At 61.2% G+C, this 20,968-nt stretch carries 19 protein-coding genes and 1 tRNA gene; 16 read left to right on the top strand and 4 right to left on the bottom strand.

Annotated features, from left to right (window positions below):
• Positions 1–7 precede the first annotated feature (7 nt).
• Together sake_RS08790 and sake_RS08785 are read right to left on the bottom strand one after the other, a co-directional pair.
• Complete coding sequence (locus sake_RS08790; RefSeq protein ID WP_129361009.1) at positions 8–694, bottom strand: response regulator; 687 nt, start codon at positions 692–694, stop codon at positions 8–10.
• The gene (locus sake_RS08785) at positions 691–2,013 is read right to left on the bottom strand and encodes an ATP-binding protein (protein ID WP_129361008.1); all 1,323 of its coding nucleotides are present in this window, start codon (positions 2,011–2,013) and stop codon (positions 691–693) included. Before sake_RS08785 ends, sake_RS08790 begins: the two co-directional genes overlap by 4 nt.
• Positions 2,014–2,231: 218 nt before the next feature.
• Here sake_RS08785 and sake_RS08780 point away from each other — a divergent pair, with 218 nt between their 5' ends.
• The 16 genes from sake_RS08780 (at position 2,232) to sake_RS08705 (ending at position 19,450) form a co-directional block, all read left to right on the top strand.
• Positions 2,232–3,653: a cation:dicarboxylate symporter family transporter gene (locus sake_RS08780; protein ID WP_178945839.1), complete on the top strand. Its 1,422-nt coding sequence runs from the start codon at positions 2,232–2,234 to the stop codon at positions 3,651–3,653.
• 181 nt (positions 3,654–3,834) lie between these two features.
• Positions 3,835–4,698, top strand: coding sequence for an AAA family ATPase (locus sake_RS08775; protein ID WP_366150746.1), 864 nt, complete (start codon positions 3,835–3,837; stop codon positions 4,696–4,698).
• 92 nt (positions 4,699–4,790) lie between these two features.
• The gene (locus sake_RS08770; protein ID WP_238147750.1) at positions 4,791–5,618 is read left to right on the top strand and encodes a ScpA family protein; all 828 of its coding nucleotides are present in this window, start codon (positions 4,791–4,793) and stop codon (positions 5,616–5,618) included.
• Complete coding sequence (gene scpB / locus sake_RS08765; protein WP_178945838.1) at positions 5,615–6,334, top strand: SMC-Scp complex subunit ScpB; 720 nt, start codon at positions 5,615–5,617, stop codon at positions 6,332–6,334. Before sake_RS08770 ends, scpB begins: the two co-directional genes overlap by 4 nt.
• A gap of 75 nt (positions 6,335–6,409) precedes the next feature.
• Complete coding sequence (locus sake_RS08760) at positions 6,410–7,489, top strand: pseudouridine synthase (protein WP_129361004.1); 1,080 nt, start codon at positions 6,410–6,412, stop codon at positions 7,487–7,489.
• Positions 7,490–7,491: 2 nt separating this feature from the next.
• Entirely contained in the window at positions 7,492–8,622 is a 1,131-nt protein-coding gene (locus sake_RS08755; RefSeq protein ID WP_178945837.1) for a prephenate dehydrogenase, read from the top strand.
• Between the two features lie 48 nt (positions 8,623–8,670).
• Complete coding sequence (gene cmk, locus sake_RS08750) at positions 8,671–9,471, top strand: (d)CMP kinase (RefSeq protein WP_371811892.1); 801 nt, start codon at positions 8,671–8,673, stop codon at positions 9,469–9,471.
• Positions 9,464–11,026 (top strand): ribosome biogenesis GTPase Der, encoded by a 1,563-nt coding sequence (gene der, locus sake_RS08745; protein ID WP_129361001.1) that lies wholly within the window; start codon positions 9,464–9,466, stop codon positions 11,024–11,026. The genes cmk and der overlap by 8 nt, the downstream gene beginning before the upstream one ends.
• A 133-nt stretch (positions 11,027–11,159) precedes the next feature.
• Positions 11,160–11,233 (top strand) — tRNA-Pro (locus sake_RS08740).
• A 282-nt stretch (positions 11,234–11,515) separates the two neighbouring features.
• Positions 11,516–12,496: a hypothetical protein gene (locus sake_RS08735; RefSeq protein ID WP_178945835.1), complete on the top strand. Its 981-nt coding sequence runs from the start codon at positions 11,516–11,518 to the stop codon at positions 12,494–12,496.
• 166 nt (positions 12,497–12,662) lie between these two features.
• Positions 12,663–13,559, top strand: coding sequence for an amidohydrolase family protein (locus sake_RS08730; RefSeq protein WP_129360999.1), 897 nt, complete (start codon positions 12,663–12,665; stop codon positions 13,557–13,559).
• 106 nt (positions 13,560–13,665) lie between these two features.
• Entirely contained in the window at positions 13,666–14,421 is a 756-nt protein-coding gene (locus tag sake_RS08725; protein WP_129361042.1) for an SGNH/GDSL hydrolase family protein, read from the top strand.
• Between the two features lie 37 nt (positions 14,422–14,458).
• Positions 14,459–15,793: an NtaA/DmoA family FMN-dependent monooxygenase gene (locus sake_RS08720; protein WP_178945834.1), complete on the top strand. Its 1,335-nt coding sequence runs from the start codon at positions 14,459–14,461 to the stop codon at positions 15,791–15,793.
• Positions 15,794–15,898: 105 nt separating this feature from the next.
• Positions 15,899–16,774 carry an SDR family oxidoreductase gene (locus tag sake_RS08715; RefSeq protein ID WP_129360997.1) on the top strand — a complete coding sequence of 292 codons (876 nt, stop codon included), beginning with the start codon at positions 15,899–15,901 and terminating at the stop codon, positions 16,772–16,774.
• A gap of 238 nt (positions 16,775–17,012) precedes the next feature.
• Positions 17,013–18,881 carry a DNA helicase RecQ gene (gene recQ, locus sake_RS08710; protein ID WP_129360996.1) on the top strand — a complete coding sequence of 623 codons (1,869 nt, stop codon included), beginning with the start codon at positions 17,013–17,015 and terminating at the stop codon, positions 18,879–18,881.
• A 62-nt stretch (positions 18,882–18,943) separates the two neighbouring features.
• Positions 18,944–19,450 (top strand): hypothetical protein, encoded by a 507-nt coding sequence (locus sake_RS08705; RefSeq protein ID WP_178945833.1) that lies wholly within the window; start codon positions 18,944–18,946, stop codon positions 19,448–19,450.
• A gap of 101 nt (positions 19,451–19,551) precedes the next feature.
• On the opposite strand, the gene sake_RS08700 is transcribed toward sake_RS08705, so the two are convergent.
• Together sake_RS08700 and sake_RS08695 are read right to left on the bottom strand one after the other, a co-directional pair.
• Positions 19,552–20,157: a methylated-DNA--[protein]-cysteine S-methyltransferase gene (locus sake_RS08700; RefSeq protein WP_129360994.1), complete on the bottom strand. Its 606-nt coding sequence runs from the start codon at positions 20,155–20,157 to the stop codon at positions 19,552–19,554.
• Positions 20,158–20,174: 17 nt separating this feature from the next.
• Positions 20,175–20,726 carry an RNA polymerase sigma factor gene (locus sake_RS08695; protein WP_178945832.1) on the bottom strand — a complete coding sequence of 184 codons (552 nt, stop codon included), beginning with the start codon at positions 20,724–20,726 and terminating at the stop codon, positions 20,175–20,177.
• Positions 20,727–20,968 lie beyond the last annotated feature (242 nt).

Raw genomic sequence — 20,968 nt, 5'->3', positions numbered from 1 at the left:
CTCCGCATCAACCGCGCCACGTGTACTCCAGTTCAGGGCGCCCCGGAGTGCCGTGGCGCGGTCTGCGTTCGACCTGACGCGCCGTGTGCAGATATTCCAGGTATCTCCGGGCCGTGACGCGAGAAAGGGTCATACGGTCGGCGATCTCCCGGGCAGAGAACGTGGATCCACTCTCCGACAGGGTGTGCACGATCTCCTCCAGAGTTTCTTTGGATAAGCCTTTGGGCAGGTCCGGGACCTGGTCCTGGCCCCGATGGAAGATCCGATCAATGGCCTCCTGATCGAGCTCACCGCTTTCCGGGACCCGATTGCGGTATGCCGCGTAAGCATCCAGCTTCTTTCCGAGCTGGTCCAAGGTGAAAGGTTTGACGAGGTACCCGAAGGCTCCATGGAGGGAAGCGATGCGCAGACTCGTCGCCTCCCGATCGGCAGTCACCATGATGACGTCGACCGGTAGGCCCTCCGCACGCAGAAACTTGGCCACTTCATGGCCTGAACGATCCGGCAGGTTGATGTCCAGGAGCACCAGATCGAGCGGAACGCTGTTCGAGAACGATGACTTGATTGCGGCAATCGCGCCCTGGGCGTTATATGCAGTTGCCGAGACGTCGAATCCTGGCCTCGACCTGATGTACTGGGCGTGAGCCGAAGCGGTGACCTCTTCGTCGTCGACGACGATCACATGGAGACTCATAGGTGACTTCCGTTCCGTGTGTTGGGGATATGGACGGTGAATACGGCTCCCGCATCGTTCATGGCCCTGATGCTCCCTCCGTGGCGGACCAGAGTGTCCTGCACGAGAGCGAGCCCGACGCCCCGGCCCTCGGGTCCTGACGGTTTGGTGCTGTAGCCCCATTCGAAGACCGAATTCTCGGTTCCTGCCCTCAGCCCGGGCCCAGAGTCGGCGACGACGATCTCCCAGCCGTCGTCGGTCTCGGACATGTCGATCTCGACTTCGCGGGGTCCGGGCATAGGCCCAACCGAGTCCATGGCGTTGTCGATCAGGTTGCTCACGACTGAGACGAGCTCGATCTCGCTCAGAGGAACCTTCGCCCAGTCTCCTGCAACCCGGGTAGTCAGATCGATGCGGCGCTCGCCGGCCTCTGACTTCTTGCCGGCCAGGAGAGCGGTGACGGCCGGCAGCTGATCGTAGCTGCCCCACTGGTACGCCTTGTGCTCGGAGGACTTGAGGTCTTCCCGAGCGAATTTCCGGGCCTCGTCGATTCGTTCGAGATCGAGCAGAGAAAGAACGGTGTGCATTCGATTTCGGTGTTCATGATTCTGGGTTCGGAGGAGTGCAGCCATGGAACGTGTTGCTTCGGATTTGAGGATGTCGTCCCGGCTGTAGCCGAGAGTCGCACGGTTCAGGTACCTGTAGAGCATCAGTGTGGTGATGGTGGTTGCGACGAGCAAGAGGCCCGCGATCAGGGCGACGGCCGGCAAACCGTTGTGCGCGACCTCGGAAATCTCACTGACAGTGACTCCGGTCGAGACCAAACCGATGATCTCGCCCTGACCGTTTCGAACCGGAGTGATGGTTCGCATGGACACGCCCAAGCTGCCTTCTTCCTCGACGGTCATGGTCTCGCCGTGTTGGGCGCGGGAGATGTCACCCATGTAGTGCTCCCCAATCAATCCGTCGTTGGGGTGGGTGAAGCGAATTCCATCCGGGGACATGATCGTGATGAAACTGACCGACGAGTTGGTCAGAATATCTCTCACATACGGCTGAAGGTGCTCCGTCGGTGTTCCGGATTGGATCTGTTCGACGACGAATGGATCGCGGGCGAGGGTTGCACTTTCCGCGCGGGTGATTTCCGAGGCCTGGTCCCGGGCGGCGTCCTGAATCTGCCAGTACAACAAGGCACCCACGACGGTGCAGACAACCAGCACGATCGCCATTTGGGTCAGGAGGAAGATCCGTGCAATGGCCCAGGAAGATTTTACGCCCGAGACGACGCCAGGCCCGCGGGGCATCGACCGCGATCCCAGCCCGGGATCTTTCGCAGACACAACTTCTCCTTAGCGCAAAACTTGGACGAGGTGGCAGTTCCGAGCGGGGGCGGGCCCTGCGAGTGCGCGAATCCGCCGTCTCGCACAATTCAAGAACTTAATGACCACAAATATTGGATTGTGGCTCAGACCACCATACTTCTTGAATACCTTCTACCGGCCGTGGCACATGCGCGGCACGCGAAGCATCAATGACTTACACCTGGAAGGAGAGCGTCATGGCCCAGTCCGCAGCGAAGAAGCCGTGGTACAAAGACGGCACGCACATGCTCTACGTCTCCGTCGTCGTGGCGGTAATTGCCGGAGCCCTCGTCGGTCTCATAGCCCCTGAATTCGGGAAGGCTCTGAAACCCATTGGAACGGGATTCGTCTCCCTCATCACGATGATGATCTCGCCGGTCATCTTCTGCACGATCGTGCTCGGCGTCGGTTCGATCGCCAAAGCCGCGACGGTCGGCAAAGTCGGTGGCCTGGCGATCGTCTACTTCTTGATCATGTCCACTTTCGCCCTTGCCATCGGTCTGATCGTGGGCAACATCCTGCACCCGGGCGAGGGACTCAACTATCAGCCCACCGGATACAAGCCCCCGGCCGACGCAGCGGGTACGGGGGAGGGCACCGGAGGCGGCACGGCCGGATTCATTCTCGGCATTATCCCGAAGTCCCTTCTTTCGTCACTGACCTCCGGCAACATCCTTCAGACACTCATGGTCGCCCTCTTGGTCGGCTTCGCGTTGCAACGGATGGGGGACACGGGCAAGCCGATCCTCAAATTCATCACCTACATGCAGGCTCTCGTATTCCGTCTGCTCATGATGATCATGTGGGTTGCCCCGCTGGGCGCCTTCGGAGCGATCGCGGCCGTCGTCGGAGCCACCGGCCTCCAAGCGGTGGGACAGATGGCCATCCTGATGCTGGGCTTCTATGTGACCTGCATTCTGTTCATCGTCGTCATCCTGGGCGCACTCTTGAAGTTCGCGACCGGAGTCAACATCCTCAAGCTCATCAAGTACCTCGCTCGCGAGTACTTGCTGATCTTCTCGACCTCGTCCTCCGAGGCCGCATTGCCTCGCCTGATCGCCAAGATGGAACACGTCGGCGTATCCAAGCCCGTCGTCGGCATCGTGGTTCCGACCGGTTATTCCTTCAACCTGGACGGCACCGCGATCTACCTGACCATGGCCTCGATATTCGTGTCCGACGCGATGGGCAAGCCTCTTCAGCTGGGCGAGCAGATTTCCCTGCTGATCTTCATGATCATCGCGTCCAAGGGTGCAGCGGGCGTTTCCGGCGCCGGCATTGCAACCCTCGCCGGAGGGCTCCAGTCCCACCGTCCCGACCTGGTGGACGGCGTCGGCATGATCGTCGGCATCGACCGCTTCATGTCCGAGGCGCGCGCACTGACCAACTTCACCGGTAACGCCGTGGCCGCGTTGCTGATGGGAAAATGGTCGCGCGAAGTCGACATGGAACGAGTGCACAAGGTCCTCAACGGCGAGCTCAAATTCGACGAGTCCACCATGGGTGGGGAACTCCACGGGGACCAGCACGTGGACCATGCGGTCGCCCAAAAGTCTCCCACTAAGCAGATGCAGACCGTCCCGGAGGATTCCCCGCGCACGACGATTCAGGAACAATAAGGTTCCAGGGGTCCGCTCCTGACGAGGTGGCACTGACGCACGGTATCTGCATTCCGGACCGCGCGTGAGTGCCACCTCGACTCTTTGTGCCAACTGGAGTCGTACGTCGTGCCCACGGACGGACGCGGGTTGTAGGGTTAAGGGCAGTTATTATCCGCCCAACGATCTCGAAAAGGTGTGCGTGAGTACTCAGAACTCCGAACCAGAACTTGGCCCCACGGGGCGGCCCGTCCGCCAGTTCCCGGAACCCGCCGTCTTGGATTCACACGGTCCGGCCCGCGTCATCGCGATGGTCAATCAGAAGGGCGGTGTCGGGAAGACCACGTCGACCATCAACTTGGGTGCGGCGTTGGCAGAATTGGGCCGTCGCGTCCTCATGGTCGATTTCGACCCCCAAGGCGCGCTGTCCGCGGGATTCGGCGTGAACCCGCACGAGCTGGACACGACCATCTACAACGTGATGATGGACCGCAAGGTCGAGGTGCACGAGGCCGTGCGCACCACGGACTTCGAGAACATCGACCTGCTGCCGGCCAACATCGACTTGTCGGCCGCGGAGGTTCAGCTCGTCAACGAGGTCGCCCGCGAGCAAGTCCTCTCGAGCGCGCTCACGAAGCTCAAGGACGACTACGACGTCATCCTGATCGACTGCCAGCCCTCGCTGGGTCTTTTGACCGTCAACGCGCTGACCGCGGCCGACGGCGTGATCATTCCGCTGATCTGCGAATTCTTCGCGCTGCGCGCCGTGGCTCTACTCGTCGACTCGATCGAGAAGGTCCAAGACCGTTTGAATCCGAATCTTCAGATCGACGGTGTGCTGGCCACGATGTTCGATTCGCGCACGCTGCATTCCAAAGAGGTCATCGCCCGCATTATCGATGCCTTTGGCGACAAGGTCTTCGACACCGTGATCAAGCGGACCGTGAAGTTCCCGGACGCGACGGTTTCCGCGGAGCCGATTCTCAGTTACGCCCCGACGCACACCGGGTCGATCGCCTACCGCGAGCTCGCCAAGGAGCTCATCAGTCGAGGAGGATCTCGCTGAGACCGGCCCCCTCGAGGGTTCAGACCGACCCCGAGACGGAACAGCGCGACGTTCTTCCGGAGGGAAAATCCGGCGACGTCGTTCAGGACCCGGTGCCCGAAACATCAACGGGCACCGGGTTCGCGGTGTCCCTGGAGAATTTCGCAGGTCCTTTCGAGGTTCTGCTCTCGATGATTTCGAAGCGCGAAATGGACATCACCGAGGTCGCGATCGCTGCCGTGACGGACGAGTTCATTGGTTATGTTCGTGCCCTTCGGGATACCGGGTTGGAGAAAGCCCTCGACGAGGCGAGCGAATTCCTCGTGATCGCGGCGACCCTCCTCGATCTCAAAGCCGCGCGACTCCTTCCCGCTGGAGAGGTCGAGGACGAAGAAGACATCGCGATGCTCGAGGCACGGGACCTTCTCTTCGCCCGGCTCCTGCAGTACAAGGCTTTCAAGGACGTCTCGCACATACTGGCCGAACGTATGGAGGCCGAGAGCAGCCGTTTTCCTCGGCCAGGGGGACTCCAACCCGAATTCGCGAATCTGCTTCCGGAGCTCATTTTCACGACGACGCCTGAGCGGCTCGCGGAAATCGCCGAAAAAGCGATGCGTCCCAAAACCGAAGAATCGACCGAAGTCGGTCTGGACCACCTTCACGGTGCGCGAGTCACGGTGCGCGAAGAAGCCGAACACATCGCAGCGCACATCATGGACGGAACCCCGGCAACCTTCACGCACCTCGTCGCGGACGCCGAGGACATGCTTGTGGTGGTGGTCAGATTCCTGGCACTTCTGGAAATGTACCGTGACCGCGTCGTCGGCTTCGCCCAAGAGGGGCCACTCGAGGAACTTACCGTGAGCTGGGTCGGAACCGACTCTGAATGGAGCGCGGCCCGACTCGCGGAAGACGAATACACCGGAGAGGAGACCTCATGAGCGAACTCACAGATCACGACCCTGCGACGCCGCCCACGGATGCCCCTGAACCCGGCCGGGTGGACCTTATGCCGGGCGGAATCAAGGCAGCGGTCGAGGCGATCCTCATGGTCGCGGAGTCTTCCGTCAACGAATTCGAACTGGCCGAAGCACTGCTTGTCCCCGTAAAAAGCGTCGAACGGGCCCTGGACGAGCTCGCCCGCGATTACGACGGGTATACTGATACGTTCGTGGCCGATGTCGCCGGATCCTCCGATGACCAGGCCGACGAGCAAGCCCCCTCAACCGGAAGTCTCCGACCGAGGGAACCGCGCGGCATGGAACTGCGGCGCGTGGGCGGAGGCTGGCGCCTCTACGCCCGCACGGAATTCGCGCCGTGGGTATCGCGTTTTATCCTCGAGGGACAAACCTCCAAACTGTCGCAAGCGGCTTTGGAGACCCTTGCGGTCATCGCATATCGCCAACCGGTTTCACGCGCCAGGGTCTCATCGATTCGAGGAGTGAACGTGGACGGCGTCGTGCGGACCCTCAAAACCAGGGGGCTCGTCACGGAAGATGAGGAACCGGGGGAATCCGGTTCCATTTTATACGTGACGACTCCGATGTTTCTCGAGAAAATAGGGTTGGAGTCCTTGGAGGACCTGCCCAAGATCTCACCGTATCTTCCGGACGTGGAAGACATCGGAGAGTACGAGCAGCGGCTGAAGGGCCGTTGACCAGCGGCGCCGCCGGAATCCACCGGTTGCGGCGCGAAGCTAAGAACTGCATAACCACCACCGAAAGTATGAATTATGGCCAATCGATCGACGGGACGTCAGAACACCGGCAGCAATTCCTCGCGCGGAACCTCGCGAGGACAGCAGGGGAAGCCCTCTGCGCGCGGTGGTGCGTCCAAGAACCCCAAGAACAACAAGGGCCCCAAGAGCCTCGGCCGGCCCGGTGCCGCAGGTCGCTCGCAGAAGCCGACCGTGAAATCGGGCGCCAACAAGTCGGACTCCAAGAAGTTCAAGCCGCGCAAGGGTCAGGCTGGGAAGATCTTCGCGCGTGAGCGAGGCGAGTACCGTCCCGACCACGAGTACAAGGGTCCGCACCGTCCCCGTCGTCCCCGCGCAGCGCCGGTCGACCGTTTGGACGTGTACGACCGCGAAGGTGTTCGCCTCCAGAAGCTCATGGCTCAGGCCGGCGTCGCTTCCCGGCGCGTGTGCGAAATGATGATCACTGAGGGCCGCGTCGTGGTTGACGACGAGGTCATTACGGAGCTCGGCGTCCGGGTGGATCCGCGCAAGTCGCACATCCAGGTCGACGGGGTGACCATTCAGACCGACGACTCCAAGGTCTACTACGCCTTCAACAAGCCCGAAGGCGTCATCGCAACCATGGAGGATCCGGAGGGACGGCCGTGTATTTCGGATTACCTCAATCCGCAGCGCAAGGAACGCATTTTCCATGTCGGGCGCCTTGACGTCGCGACCGAGGGCCTGCTGCTGCTGACCAACGACGGAGAGCTCGCCAACCGGCTGACACACCCCTCCTACGAAGTACCGAAGAAGTACCTCGTTCAGGTGCGAGGCCCCATGGAACATGGCGTCGGCCAAGAAATGAAGAAAGGCATTCGCCTCGAGGACGGCGTCGCCCGCGTGGACGACTTCGCGCTCGTGGATTCCACACCCGGCCACCTGCTAGTCGAGGTCACGATTCACTCGGGAAAGAACCGCATTGTGCGCCGTTTGTTCGACGCCGTCGGCCACCCCGTGGAGAAGCTCGTCCGCACCGAAATGGGGCCCGTACGCATCGGCTCCCAGAAGCAAGGCACCATCCGCAACCTGTCCAAGGTCGAAATCGGTGCACTCCTTTCCTCGGTAGGCCTGTAACCATGGGGCAGAACTCGTCTGCCACGGTCTCCGGGCCGGTCCTGGTGATCGGGTCCGGTTTGCTCGGAGCTTCCGTAGGCCTGGGCCTTTCCTTGCAGGGCATCGAGACATGGGTTTCCGATATCTCGCCGACCACGGAGGCCGTCGCCGAGGACATCGGCGCCGGCCGCTCGCTGGGCCGCCTGGTCGCTCACCTGGGGGAGGCCGCAGCGCGTGAGGAGATCAACCCGCAACTGGTCGTCGTCGCGACCCCGCCCGATGTCACGGCGTCGACCGTGGCCCGAGCTCTCGCAGATTACCCGAATGCCGTGGTCGCAGATATTGCTTCCGTCAAGGAACCGATTCTTCTGGCGCTGAAGGACACGGGTGCGGACTTGAGCCGTTATATCGGCACGCATCCGATGTCCGGGCGGGAGAAGTCCGGTCCGGTCGCGGCGCGTGGTGAGCTGTTCATGTCCCGACCGTGGGTCATTTGCGAACACGACGACGTCGCCCAGGAAACCGTGCGCCTGGCTCGGGGCCTGGCCATGGACCTGGGATCGAATATCGCCTACATGGACGTTCGAGAGCACGACTCGACGGTTGCGCTGATATCCCACGTACCGCAGGTCATGTCCTCGCTATTGGCCTCTCGACTGCGTGAGACACCTCTGGAGTCGCTGAGCCTCGCCGGGCAGGGCCTCCGGGACACCACGCGCATCGCCGGTTCGGACCCCAGCCTCTGGGTTCAGATCCTGTCTGCGAATGCTCGCCCGGTCGTCGAGACCCTGTACGGCGTCCGGGAAGACCTCAACCGGCTCATCTCGACCCTTGAGGCGCCGACGGCCGAGGGCGCGCGCTTGGACATTGCGGAGCTGATGACCGAAGGCAACGACGGTGTGGCGCGGATTCCCGGCAAGCACGGCGGCGCACCCAAGGCGTTTTCGGCTCTTACGGTGCTCGTCGATGACACCCCGGGCCAGATCGCTCGGTTGCTCGCGGAGATCGGCGAAATCGGCGTGAACGTCGAAGATATGCGAATGGAGCATTCACAAGGCCAACCGGTGGGTATGGTCGAGATATCCGTGATTCCCAATGTGCGCGAAAACCTCGTTCAGGAGTTGACAGAGCGTGGCTGGAAGATCGCAGAGTGAAGATTGCAGTGCCCGGGCCCGGGCCGATGACAACCCATGGAGGACACCGTGAGCCAAGATAATCAGGAGGCCCTCGAGGAGGCCGCAGTACCCGCCGAGCCCGCGGCGTCCCAGTTCAAGCACGAGGACCAGACAGAGGCATGGAAGTCCGAACTCGTCGTGGCCGTGGACGGCCCTTCCGGGTCAGGTAAGTCTTCGGTCTCTCGCGAGGTCGCCAATCGCTTGGGACTGGCGTATTTGGATACCGGCGCGATGTATCGCGCGTTGACGTGGTGGTGCCTCGAAGCCGGCGTGGATTTGGACGATGAAGATGCCGTTGCGGAGGCCGCGAGCGACTTCCAGCTGCAGATGGGCACCGACCCGATCGTCGAGACCATTATGGTTGGCGGCACAGACATCAGGGATTCCATCCGGGAATCGAGGGTGACCGACAAAGTATCCGCGGTGGCCAAGAACCAGAAAGCGCGCCACGCACTGATCGCGCGCCAGCGCATGGAGATCGTGGCCAACGGGCGTCGGATCGTTGCCGAGGGGCGGGACATCACGACCGTCGTCGCCCCCGATGCCTCGGTGCGGATCCTGTTGACCGCGAGCGAGGACGTCCGTATGCAACGCCGTGGCAAACAGATCGGTGCCAGTGGGGACGAGGACCGGTTGAAGCTTGAGGTTGTCCAGCGCGATGTGGCGGACTCCAAGGTCAATAATTTCACCGAAGCAGCCGACGGAGTCACCCTGGTGGACTCGACGGAGCTGAACTTCGACCAGACGGTGCAGGCAGTCATCGACGTCATCCGGACGACGGCAGAGCAGCACCACGAAGAGAACGACAAGAGCGACAACAATGACTGAGATGCACGATGAGTACGAGGAGAAGTATCTCGGCGGCTCGGGTGAAGACGATCAGGTCGAGGAATACCTCGCCAATCTGGACGACGACGAAGCCGAGAAGCGCGCGGAAGCGCTCCGAGCCGGCCTCGAAGAATACGAACTTGAGGAAGAAGACCGAAACCTGCTGCTCGATTGGGGTTTCGACGTCGGTGTGGAGCCTAGCAGCGAACCCGATCCGGTGGTTGCCATCGTGGGCCGCCCCAATGTGGGCAAGTCCACGGTGATCAACCGCATCCTCGGAAGGCGCGAGGCCGTCGTCGAGGACAAGCCGGGGGTGACACGCGACCGCGTGTCCTACAAGGCCGAGTGGAGTGGCAAGAACTTCACCCTGGTCGATACCGGTGGGTGGGAGTCCGACGCCAAGGGAATTGATGCCCAGGTCGCCGCTCAGGCGGAGATCGCCGTGGCGCATGCCGACGTCGTCGTCCTGGTGGTGGACGCCCTGGTGGGCATCACCAACATGGACGAGGCGATTGTGCAGATGCTCCGGCGCGTCAAGAAGCCGATCCTGCTTGCCGCCAACAAGATTGACGATTCCTATCAGGAGCCCGAGGCCGCTGCGTTGTGGAGCCTCGGCCTGGGGGAGCCGCACCCGATCTCCGGCGTGCACGGTCGCGGGATTGCGGACATGCTGGACGAGCTGCTCAAGATCATGCCGGAGCACTCGAAATATGCCCAACCCGAAGATTACGAGGGCCCGCGGCGCGTGGCGATCATTGGTCGACCCAACGTGGGCAAGTCGTCGTTGCTGAACAAGCTCGCGGGGGAGGTTCGGGCGGTCGTCAACGACATCGCCGGGACGACCCGTGATCCGGTGGACGAAATGATCGAGTTGGGCGGACACCCGTTCCGGTTCGTGGACACCGCGGGCATTCGACGTCGTCAGCACATGGCCAAGGGCGCGGAATTCTACGCGTCGTTGCGCACGCAGACGGCGTTGGAGCGTTCCGAGGTCGCGCTGGTCATGCTGGATGTTTCCGAACCACTCTCTGAGCAGGATGTACGGATTCTTCAGCTCGCGATCGATTCGGGACGTGCGATGGTTCTGGTCTTCAACAAATGGGACACTTTGGACGAGGACCGCCGTGACGAACTGGAACGCGAGATCGACCGCGACCTCGCCCACGTTGCCTGGGCGCCGCGGGTCAATATTTCGGCGAAGACGGGCTGGCACAAGGACAAGATGGTTCCGGCTCTGCTCAAGTCGCTGGATGCGTGGGACTCACGTATTCCGACCGGCCGGCTGAACGCTTTCCTCGGCGAGATCGTTGCTGCGCACCCGCACCCGTTGCGTGGGGGCAAGCAGCCGCGCATTCTCTTTGGAACCCAGGTATCCTCGCGGCCGCCGAAGTTCGTCCTGTTCACGACCGGGTTCTTGGACCCGGGGTACCGTCGGTTCATCATCCGCCGCCTGCGCGAAACCTTCGATTTCGAAGGCACGCCGCTGGAGATTTCGATGCGCGTGCGCGAGCGCCGGTCGCTGGGCCGGGACAGCAAAGGCGGAGGACGCCGGTAGGTTCCCTGCGGGATGTACTGCCGGTGGCCAATACCGCTGATGCTTTCTCGTGTGGACCGATACTGGATGTGCGTTCGGGCGCTCGGTCCTGTATGATGTATCGAGTGCCCGGGCGTTGTTCCGGGTAAAAATTCGGGTTGTGGCGCAGCTTGGTAGCGCACTTGACTGGGGGTCAAGGGGTCGCAGGTTCAAATCCTGTCAACCCGACGGACAAGCCCCGGAATACCAACGAAGTAGCGTTGGTGTTCCGGGGATTTTTTCGTTTAACACGGTAAGAGTCACGGTTAAGTCACGGATTCAATCACATTATGCGCTCGGCCCGAATACATCCACGATGGCGGAACCTTCCGTGCCTTACGCAGTGCCGGGGCTGCAGCGGGGCCGCGTCGGCAGAATGTTGGTCTCCTCATCGACGGGTGTGCGTAAGGACATATCCTCGCTCGGCGATATCCGAACAGGCGTCCGGGGAATGCGCCTAGAATTTTAAACATGGCTTTCACTAGGAGAAACGGTCTCGCCGAGCAGTCACAGACTTTTCATGATGACTCGTCTGGACCTGTCTCGTCCGGGCGCACAATCTCCCCCAGGGGAAGAGGGGTCGACTCCGACCACCTCGGTAGCGGTGTCTCGATTCGGCGGCGCTCTTTCTTCGGCCTCGTCGGCGGCGTCGCCTCAATCAGTCTTCTGAACGCATGCGCCGCAGGGTCCGATGCGAAAAACAATCCCGAAGTCACCTTGGATGCTCTCAGCAAGGAGTACGAGGCCAAGATCGGCTTGTCCGTCTACGACCATTCTCGGAACAAGAGCTTCAATTACCATGGAGACGTCAAGAGTTACGAAGCCAGCGTAGTCAAGGTCCCGATCGCTCTCACCGTGATGCGGGTTGCCAACGACCACGGCGGAAAGCTCGATCAAGAACAGCGGGACCTGGTTCAACGGTCCGTGGGGCAGTCCGACAACGACGCGACAGCCGCTCTCTTCGCCTCCTTAGCCCAGGGGCAAGAACCTGGTAGCGATGAAGCAGATACTGCTTCCTCGGGCGCGATCAATGAGACCTACGAAAAGTTGGGTGTCCAGCGGACGCGAACCAACAAGACGTGGGGAGACAACGAGACCTATGCCGAGGACCAGGTCCAGATCGCAAAGGGCCTCGTGAATCGAGTGGACTGGGTTGACAGCGACGACCTGGAATTTCTGACTTCTCTGATGACTCCCGTGGACGAGTCCCAGGGATGGGGAGTTGGATCGATGCAGTCCGCCAAAGCCGGAGACAAACACGTCAACGACGTGGACGTCAAAAACGGTTGGCTGCCGAACGATGACGGAACCTGGAACATCACATCCATGGGAGTGGTCTTTGCCGAGGATGCGACATATTCGGTTGCCGTAGTTTCGACAGGGTTCGAATCCTTCGAAGAAGGACAAAAGGTCGCGAACGAAGCCGTCAAAGCGTACTTCAATGCGTTGTAGGACGTATGCTGTGAAGCCCCCGCGTACTCACCGCCGGAATTGACGTGGGTTGCCGGGAAGCTCGGTGCAAACACGGAAGTGCGGACCCTTGGCTGCCTCCGGAACCGAGGAAGTCAGGGCACTTCACTTTTCAGTACGACGGGAACGACATCGTAGTGTGAATCACATGTCGAATAATGTGGAAGCGCCCCTGTCAGATGCGGGGGTCCAGCCTTACCTGGCGGAACTCGGGTTGTCGGGCCTGATCGATCTGCACGTTCATTTCATGCCCGATCGCGTCCAACAGAAGGTTTGGTCCTTCTTCGATCACGTCGGCCACGACGGCGGGCCAGCGTGGCCGATCAATTACCGGTATGACGATGACGAGCGTGTACGGATCCTTCGCGACATAGGCGTCACCTCGTACACCACGCTCAATTATGCCCACCGGCCAGGAATGGCGCAGTGGCTCAACGAGTACTCCGCGCAGTTCGCATCCACGCACGATGACGCCATCCACTCGGGAACCTTTTACCCCGAGCCTGACGTGGAATCGGTGGTGCGGGAAAGCCTCGACAGCGGCGCTCGTATTTTCAAAATTCACATCCAAGTTGGCGGGTTTTCTGCGCTCGATCCGTACGTGAACCCGGCCTGGGGCATGGTCGCTGAGGCCGGTGCGCCGGTCGTGATTCATTGTGGTCACGGACCCCATCAGGGGAAGTACACCGGGGTGGGGCCAATCCGGGAACTGGTGAAGCGCCACCCGGACCTGATACTGATCATCGCTCACGCCGGTCTGCCGGAGTACGACGAGTTCGCCGAGCTGGCTCTGCGCAATCCCAACGTTTATTTGGACACGACCATGGTCGGGACCTCGTTCATGGAGCGCATTGCCCCGAGCCCAGCCGATTATGGCAAGACGCTGGCTGCACTGGATGGGAAAATCGTGTTGGGGACAGATTTCCCATCGATTCCGTACTCGTACAGCCATCAAATTGAGGTCCTGTATCAGTGGGATCTTGGCGAAGAGTGGATGAGAAACCTCCTGTGGGAAACTCCGCGGCGGCTGGTCGGGATCAGGTGACTCAGACCAATGTTTCTGGGCAAGCTTCCGCAGACGACGAATCGAGCCGCCCGATTCCGACTTCAGCCGCCACAGACGCACAATAGAGAGCGTGACTAATCAACGAATGCGATACGTGGCTATTGGTGACTCCTACACCGAAGGAATCGGCGACGAGCTTCCGGACGGAACCGCGAGGGGATGGGCGGACCTGGTTGCCCAAGGCATCGCGGACGTTCTCGGCGAACCCATCGAATACGCGAACCTTGCCATCAGGGGTCGCCTCATCGGCCCGATCATCGAGGAGCAGCTCGACGCCGCGCTCGCCCTCGCCCCCACGCTCATCAGCTTCAACGGCGGCGGCAACGACATCATGCGTCCGCGTGCCGACATCGAGGTCATCTCCGACCTGTACCTGGACGTCCTCGCTCGTTGCAGGGAGACGGGGTCGGACCTGCTGGTCATCTCGGGTGCTAACCCCACGAGACTCCTCCCAGCCGGGAGACTGTTCCAGGCCAGAGGCGACTCCTTGCTCAAGGGCGTCCAACAGAGGCTCGCTGAGGCCGAGGACGTCACAACCGTCATGCCGTGGCAGGACGTGGTCCTGCAGAATCCGCGGTTCTGGTCGGATGACCGCCTTCACCTCAACACCCGTGGACACCACCGTGTCGCGGCACTGACTCTCGATGGTCTGGGATATACGCCCCATCCCGAATGGTGGGACCTCCCCGGAGACGACCCCCAACGCACCACAGGCATCCGCTACTACCGCCAGTATGTAGGCCCGTGGGTCCAGCGGCGGCTCACGAAGCGTTCATCAGGGGACGGCCGTGCGGCGAAATATCCGGACTGGGTCGTCGTCGAACCGAAAACGCAACGATAAAGCCACTAGCCTGCAGATTGCACCAGAGGAAACAGCCGTGACAGAAAACAGCAACACGGGATCCTTCGCCAAATCATCGCGCCCCTTGCACTTGGGAGCGATGCTGACGGCGTCGGGGGCCCCCGACGATGAACGGGCCTGGCTGAACCCCGCCGAACCCACCGACGCATCCATTAATCCCGAATGGTACCGGCAGGTTGCGGCAACGGCTGAGGAAGGTGCCCTGGATTTTCTGTTCGTTGCGGACGCGGTTTTCGTGGATCCGGACGGCCCACCACACTACCTTTCTCGTTTCGAGCCCCTGACGCTGCTGTCCTATCTCGCCGCGGCAACCTCCCACATCGGTCTGGTCGGAACCGTTTCGACTTCGTATCAGCACCCGTACAACATCGCGCGCATGATGCTGTCTCTCGACCACCTGAGCGGAGGCCGTGCCGGATGGAACGTCGTGACCTCACTGAGCGACCGCGCAGCGCGCAACTTCGGCCTGCCGGCCCAGATCGATCATGAGACCCGGTACGCCAAGGCTTCGGAAGCGATCGACGTCGTGCGGGGACTGTGGCGCAGCTACGATCCGAAGGCGCTTCCCCGGGACAGAGGGAGCGGCACTTACCTCGACAAGAGCAAGCTGCATGCGCTCCATCACCGTGGCGAATTCTTCGACGTCGCCGGGCCACTGAACATCGAGTCCTCGCCCCAAGGCGATCCAGTCATCTTCCAGGCAGGCCAGTCACCCCAAGGGCTAGCGCTCGCCGCAGGCAGCGCGGACGCGGTCTTCGTCATGCCGACCTCGCCCCAGGCGGCGCTCGCCTACCGGAAACGCCTCGCCCAAGCTAGGCCGCAAAAGTCCGCCAGTCGCCCCGAACCTCTCATCCTTGCCCGAGTGATCGTTCTGGTTACCGATGATGATGACGACGCCGACACCGCTCGTTCCGAGTACCTCGACTGGCACGGCGCAACTGCGCGGATGCGTGAACGGGTTTCGCGTGCGACGGGCCGGTCAGTCGAAGAATTCGCTACCCCAATATCTGTGGCAGAGGTCGACCAGGCTACAGCCTATGAAGGGACATGGTTAGCGGAACCGATGCGGCAGGCGGTACAGGACGGGGCCGCGATGGAGGACATCGTCATGTCCCTGATGCGGCAGACCCAGTTGATCGTCGCGGGAACACCGGGGACTGTTGCCGACGAGCTGATGAGCTGGGGCGATGCCGGCGCCGTGGACGGATTCATTCTGCAAGTCAGCGACCGAGAACAATTCCGGCGCTTCGTACACGACGTGGTTCCGCAGCTGCGTCGTCGAGGCGGGTTCCGTGACAGCTATCCGGAGCAAACCACGTTGCGGGCTGTGCTGGGGTGTAACGCAGAATAGCGCGCTGGAACGTCGGCGCACATACAGGCCCTGACGGAAAACTCGCATCCGGAGTAGGTTTAACCCTGAACTCGCGCGGTTGAACCAGACTCGATGGGAATTACCATGCACATCTTCGTTACCGGTGGAACCGGATTGATCGGATCGGCCGTCGTACCGGAACTCGTGAGCCACGGTGTAAGAGTTCTCGGTCTGGCGCGCTCTGACCGATCCGCAGAAAAGCTGACCCAGGCCGGCGCAGACGTCGTCCGCGGTGAACTCACGGACTTGGATATCTTGCGTCAGGCCGCGAAAGAGACAGACGGCGTGGTCCACCTGGCCTTCAGCAACGACTTCTCGAGCGGCGAGTCGATTGCGCAGGGGGTCGCTGAGGAAACTGCCGCACTGAAAAGCATGGCGAACGCGATGCTTGCGTCAAATAAACCGTTGGTAACCACCGCGGGAACCCCGGCTTTCCCAGGAAGACCATCGACTGAGGACGACCCCCTGCCCGCAGAAGGGCCCGTCTCCGGACGCGGACAAACGGTGAATAAACTTATTGCTCTTTCTGACCAGGGGCTTCGCAGCATATCCATACGACTTCCGCGCACGGTTCACAATGAAGGCCACGGAGGATTTGCCGGAATACTTGTCCAGGCTGCACGCGACTCCGGGATCGCAGGTTATCCGGGGGACGGTAAGCAGCGTTGGCCAGCGGTTCATGCGAAGGACGCGGCCGCCCTGTTCCGAATCGCACTCGAGAATGCGCCCGGCGGCACTGCCTGGCATGCGGTCGGGGACGAGGGCGACCGAGTCGTGGACATCGTGACCGTGATCGGGGAGCAACTGGGACTTTCAGTGAAGTCGGTTCCACCGGAGAATTTCGGTCCCCTCGGAATGATCTTCTCCCAAGATCAGCCAGCTTCGAGCGAAAAGACACGTGCCGCGCTCGGCTGGGAACCGCAGCACCCGAGCCTCCTCGAGGACCTTCGGAACCTGTGACACCGAGGCCGTAACCCACCTTCATCAACCGGCTATTGGACGGCTGCCTCCCGTTCGGGAGGGGGGAGTGAAATGCCGGTTCGTGAATACTCGCTTGTCAGCGTTGGGGCACGAGCAGGACGTACCCGGTCGATAGGGTCTCGACGACATATCGACCCTTCGGGCTACGGTTGCCGATGGTTTTTCCAATTCTGTGGACAAAGGTCATCACCATAGACCGAACCGATATCGTGGAACTGTGACTTCCGCGCCCCAGAACTGTCAGACACAAACCGTCGATACAACTCTTCCCACACCGCTCGACATCCTTCGGAAAACCTTCGGATACGACGAATTCCGAGGGAATCAGGCGGCGATCATCGAGCACGTGACGAGCGGCGGCGATGCCGTCGTCCTGATGCCCACCGGCGGCGGGAAGTCGTTGTGCTATCAGATCCCCGCAATCGTTCGTCAAGGCACCGGAATTGTGGTTTCACCTCTGATCGCGTTGATGCAGGACCAAGTCGACGCACTGGCCGCGGTTGGCGTCCAAGCCGCATACCTGAACTCGACCCTGGGTCCGGAAGAAGCCAAAACCGTCGAAAACGGCTTGGTCAACGGAGAATACGACCTCGTCTACATGGCTCCGGAACGATTGCTTCAACCTCGGACGCTGGGCCTCCTCGGCCGCGTCGACGTCGGGCTCTTCGCCATCGACGAGGCTCATTGTGTTTCCCAGTGGGGCCACGATTTCCGCAAGGATTACCTCGGTCTCAGCATTTTGGCCGAGAGATTTCCCGAAGTCCCTCGGATCGCCCTCACCGCGACAGCCACTGAATCAACACACCGCGAGCTGACCCAGAACCTCAACCTCAATGACGCTCGGCATTTCGTGTCCAGTTTCGACCGGCCGAATATTCAGTATCGGATCACGGAGAAAAACAACGCCCGCCAACAGCTTCTGGACATGATCCGTGCAGAGCATGACGGCGATGCAGGCATTGTCTATTGCCTATCTCGCAAACGTGTCGAGCAAACAGCCAAGTGGTTGCGGGATCAAGGTGTCGATGCGGTTGCTTACCATGCCGGGCTCAGCGAGTCGGAACGCGCCCAGGGGCAACGCCGCTTTCTCCGGGAGGACAGCGTGGTGGTGGTCGCAACGATCGCTTTCGGTATGGGCATCGACAAGCCCGACGTGCGCTTCGTCGCCCACCTCGACCTGCCCAAATCGGTCGAAGGCTACTACCAAGAAACCGGTCGAGCGGGTCGAGACGGTCTCCCGGCAACGGCGTGGTTGGCCTATGGCCTTCAGGACGTCGTTCAACTGCGCCGGATGATCGACGATTCGGAAGGAAGCGACGAGTTCCGCAGGATCCAGCGTGGTCACCTGGACGCGATGCTTGCTCTCTGCGAGACCACGGATTGCCGCCGCGTTCAGATCCTGCGCTACTTCGGTCAGGACTCCGAAGCCTGCGCTAACTGCGACACCTGTCTCAACCCGCCGGCTTCCTGGGACGCGACCGTACCCGTGCAAAAGCTTCTTTCCACGGTGGTACGTCTTGACCGGGAACGCGACCAACGGTTCGGCGCCGGACAGATCATCGACATTCTGCGCGGAAAGGAAAACGAGAGATCCACCCGCTCCCGACACGATGAATTGTCCGTATGGGGTATTGGGTCGGACATGAGCGAATCGGCGTGGCGCACGGTCGTACGACAGCTGTTGGCCCGTGGAATCATCACGACGACGGGGGAGTACGGCACGCTGGTACTGGCCCCCGCTTCCGGACCGATTCTTCGCGGCGAGGACACGGTGACTCTGCGTTCGGCGCCCGAAAGCACGTCAAGCCGCCGCTCGTCCGGAAAGAAGACTCGAGGAGCTTCTCTCGCTGTGACCGAGCTCGACGACCTCCAGCGCGCGACTTTCGAAGCACTGCGCTCTTGGAGAACGGACCAGTCCAAGGAACAGCAAGTACCTGCCTACGTGATCTTCCCGGACGCCACGCTGATTGAAATTGCTCGGCTCTCGCCGCAGTCCCAAGGTGAGCTTCGCGGAGTGAGCGGGATCGGTGAGAAGAAGCTGGAACGCTACGGTGACGCGGTCCTTACCGTAGTTCGCAACGCCTGACCGGTGGCTGGTCCGCTGCTCCAGCCCTGGACTGGCGATGCCCCGACTGCGACGATGAACACATGAGCGAATCACAAGTACAGACCCAGACCCACGAGAAGTCCGTCGCCGCTATCGCGATCGTTAGCGCCTCGTCGCACGAACTCTACGAATTCCTCCGCGACCCGCAAAACCAAGCCGCACTGGACGGTTCCGGCATGATCCGAGCAGCCAGTCACGAGCACGGTTCATCTGGCAATGCCACACAGGGGCCGCTGGAGGCAGAGGGACAGCTCTTCGTGATGGATATGCTCTGGACCGATGGCACGACCCAGTACCAGGTCGAAAACACGGTAACGCGCATTGGCGACGACGGCATTGAATGGCTGGTCGCCGACTACGGCAATGAGCCTCAGGGCTGGCGCTGGGGGTGGCGCTTCGAGAACGCCGATCGCGGCACGCGGGTTACCAATTACTGCGACTGGTCGGATATCACCGACCCCAAGGTTCTCGAAGACAAGGGCTTCCCTGTCGTCGACCCGGAGAAGATCGCTGTGACCGTTGGAAACCTCCAACAACGATTCGCCTAACCCGCGCTTCCGTCCGCGGCTCTCAGGCGGCCGGAAGCCCTCAGCGTTGCCGGCTTAGGGCCGAATCGTGGCCATTTTTGCAAGTCAGCGCGATGAGGTGCCTACACGGTTGCCTCTAGTTCCAGCAAGGCCGCCTTCGCGTCAAGCCCGCCGACGTAACCACCCAGGGAACCGTCCGTGCGGAGAACCCGGTGGCACGGCACGACGACGGGCAACGGGTTGGTCGCGCAGGCCGACCCCACCGCTCGGACCGCATGGGGATTACCGACCTGTTCCGCCAATTCCTTGTAACTGACGGTCTGCCCGAATCCGATCTTCGGCAGATATTCCTGGACAGAACCGCGGAAACCTCGGGAAAGACGCCGATCCAGCGGCAGTCCGAAGCTCGTGCGGTGCCCCGAGAAGTATTCTTCGAGTTCCCGCGCAGCGGTGTCCAACTCGTCGGGGGATTCGATAATCCTGGGGCTGATGCTGTCGGCGAGCTGTTGGAGAACGGCATCGAAATCCTCACGCTCAAAAGCTATGCGTATCAACCCAGTATTTGTCGAGGCGAGCATCAGCTTCCCCAAGGGCGTGTCCAGCGTTCGGTAGGAAATGTCCCGGGCCTCATTTTCTGATGCCTTTTGCTCAAAGCGCCGGTGCAATTCCGTCATCTTCTTTCTGCTGACCGGAAAGTATTCGCGGTTCGGTATCTCTGTCGATTTCATGGTGTGCCTCCCGCACGTTATTCCTGGGGAACAGGGCCATCCCCGTCTCTGCTCAATATCCTGAGCCGAAGTTTTCGTATCCCGTCCGATGACGCTCTGCGCACTGCCTCCGGTGTCCCGCCGATGACACGTGCGACCTCATCGTGGGGCAGCCCACCGAGGTGGTGATAGGCCACCGCGAGTCGCTGGCGCTCCGGCAGGTCGTCCACGGCCTTCCACACCATGGCGTTGCGCTCCCTGGCCAACGCAAGATCGGCGGGGTCTGGGGCCGTCTCGGGTCCGACCGCAGTATTGTGTGGACTGGTCGCTTCTGGGGTGCTGGCCATAGGTTCGGCGCGACGCGCGGCCGACCGGAGAACGTCGATCGACTTGCGCTGCGCGACCCGAACGAGCCAAGCCTCAACGTTGGTGTCCTCTGCAAGAGCGTCCCATCCCTCGAGGACCGCCACAAAAGTCTTCGCCCAAGCATCTTCCGCGTCGGGCCCGGCGCCGAGGACGGCTCGACACATCCGCCACACGGTAGGGCCGTGCCGCTGGACAATCGCTTCGAACGGTGTTTTTTGTTTCATCACTCAGTAGTCGCGTCTCATCGGTTGGAAGTGAGGCTGAATGCGAAAAAAATTTTGATCAGCCTGCTTCCCATATATACCGCCGAATCCCGAGCTTTCTGGCGCTTTTTCGTGTTGACTGTCACAACCCCCCAATCTACCGTCTACAGGGACATTGAAAGCCGCCCGAGAGCGGAAATGCTCTATGACAAAGCATCGGACAAAAATGGCACATGAACCGACGAATCATATTCACGCAAGCC

It is taken from the genome of Kocuria sp. TGY1127_2 (assembly GCF_013394385.1).
In the GTDB taxonomy this organism is placed as follows: Bacteria; Actinomycetota; Actinomycetes; order Actinomycetales; family Micrococcaceae; genus Rothia.
Note: the sequence above shows the minus strand (reverse complement) of the source record. Positions and strands in the feature narration are given on the sequence as shown.

Coding starts and splice junctions, on each gene's coding strand:
- sake_RS08725 (WP_129361042.1), top strand. CDS start 13,666: ATGCGATACGTGGCTATTGGTGACTCCTACACCGAAGGAATCGGCGAC.
- sake_RS08705 (WP_178945833.1), top strand. CDS start 18,944: ATGAGCGAATCACAAGTACAGACCCAGACCCACGAGAAGTCCGTCGCC.
- sake_RS08780 (WP_178945839.1), top strand. CDS start 2,232: ATGGCCCAGTCCGCAGCGAAGAAGCCGTGGTACAAAGACGGCACGCAC.
- der (WP_129361001.1), top strand. CDS start 9,464: ATGACTGAGATGCACGATGAGTACGAGGAGAAGTATCTCGGCGGCTCG.
- sake_RS08735 (WP_178945835.1), top strand. CDS start 11,516: ATGGCTTTCACTAGGAGAAACGGTCTCGCCGAGCAGTCACAGACTTTT.
- sake_RS08715 (WP_129360997.1), top strand. CDS start 15,899: ATGCACATCTTCGTTACCGGTGGAACCGGATTGATCGGATCGGCCGTC.
- sake_RS08790 (WP_129361009.1), bottom strand. CDS start 694: ATGAGTCTCCATGTGATCGTCGTCGACGACGAAGAGGTCACCGCTTCG.
- sake_RS08700 (WP_129360994.1), bottom strand. CDS start 20,157: ATGAAATCGACAGAGATACCGAACCGCGAATACTTTCCGGTCAGCAGA.
- sake_RS08755 (WP_178945837.1), top strand. CDS start 7,492: ATGGGGCAGAACTCGTCTGCCACGGTCTCCGGGCCGGTCCTGGTGATC.
- sake_RS08695 (WP_178945832.1), bottom strand. CDS start 20,726: ATGAAACAAAAAACACCGTTCGAAGCGATTGTCCAGCGGCACGGCCCT.
- sake_RS08730 (WP_129360999.1), top strand. CDS start 12,663: ATGTCGAATAATGTGGAAGCGCCCCTGTCAGATGCGGGGGTCCAGCCT.
- scpB (WP_178945838.1), top strand. CDS start 5,615: ATGAGCGAACTCACAGATCACGACCCTGCGACGCCGCCCACGGATGCC.
- sake_RS08760 (WP_129361004.1), top strand. CDS start 6,410: ATGGCCAATCGATCGACGGGACGTCAGAACACCGGCAGCAATTCCTCG.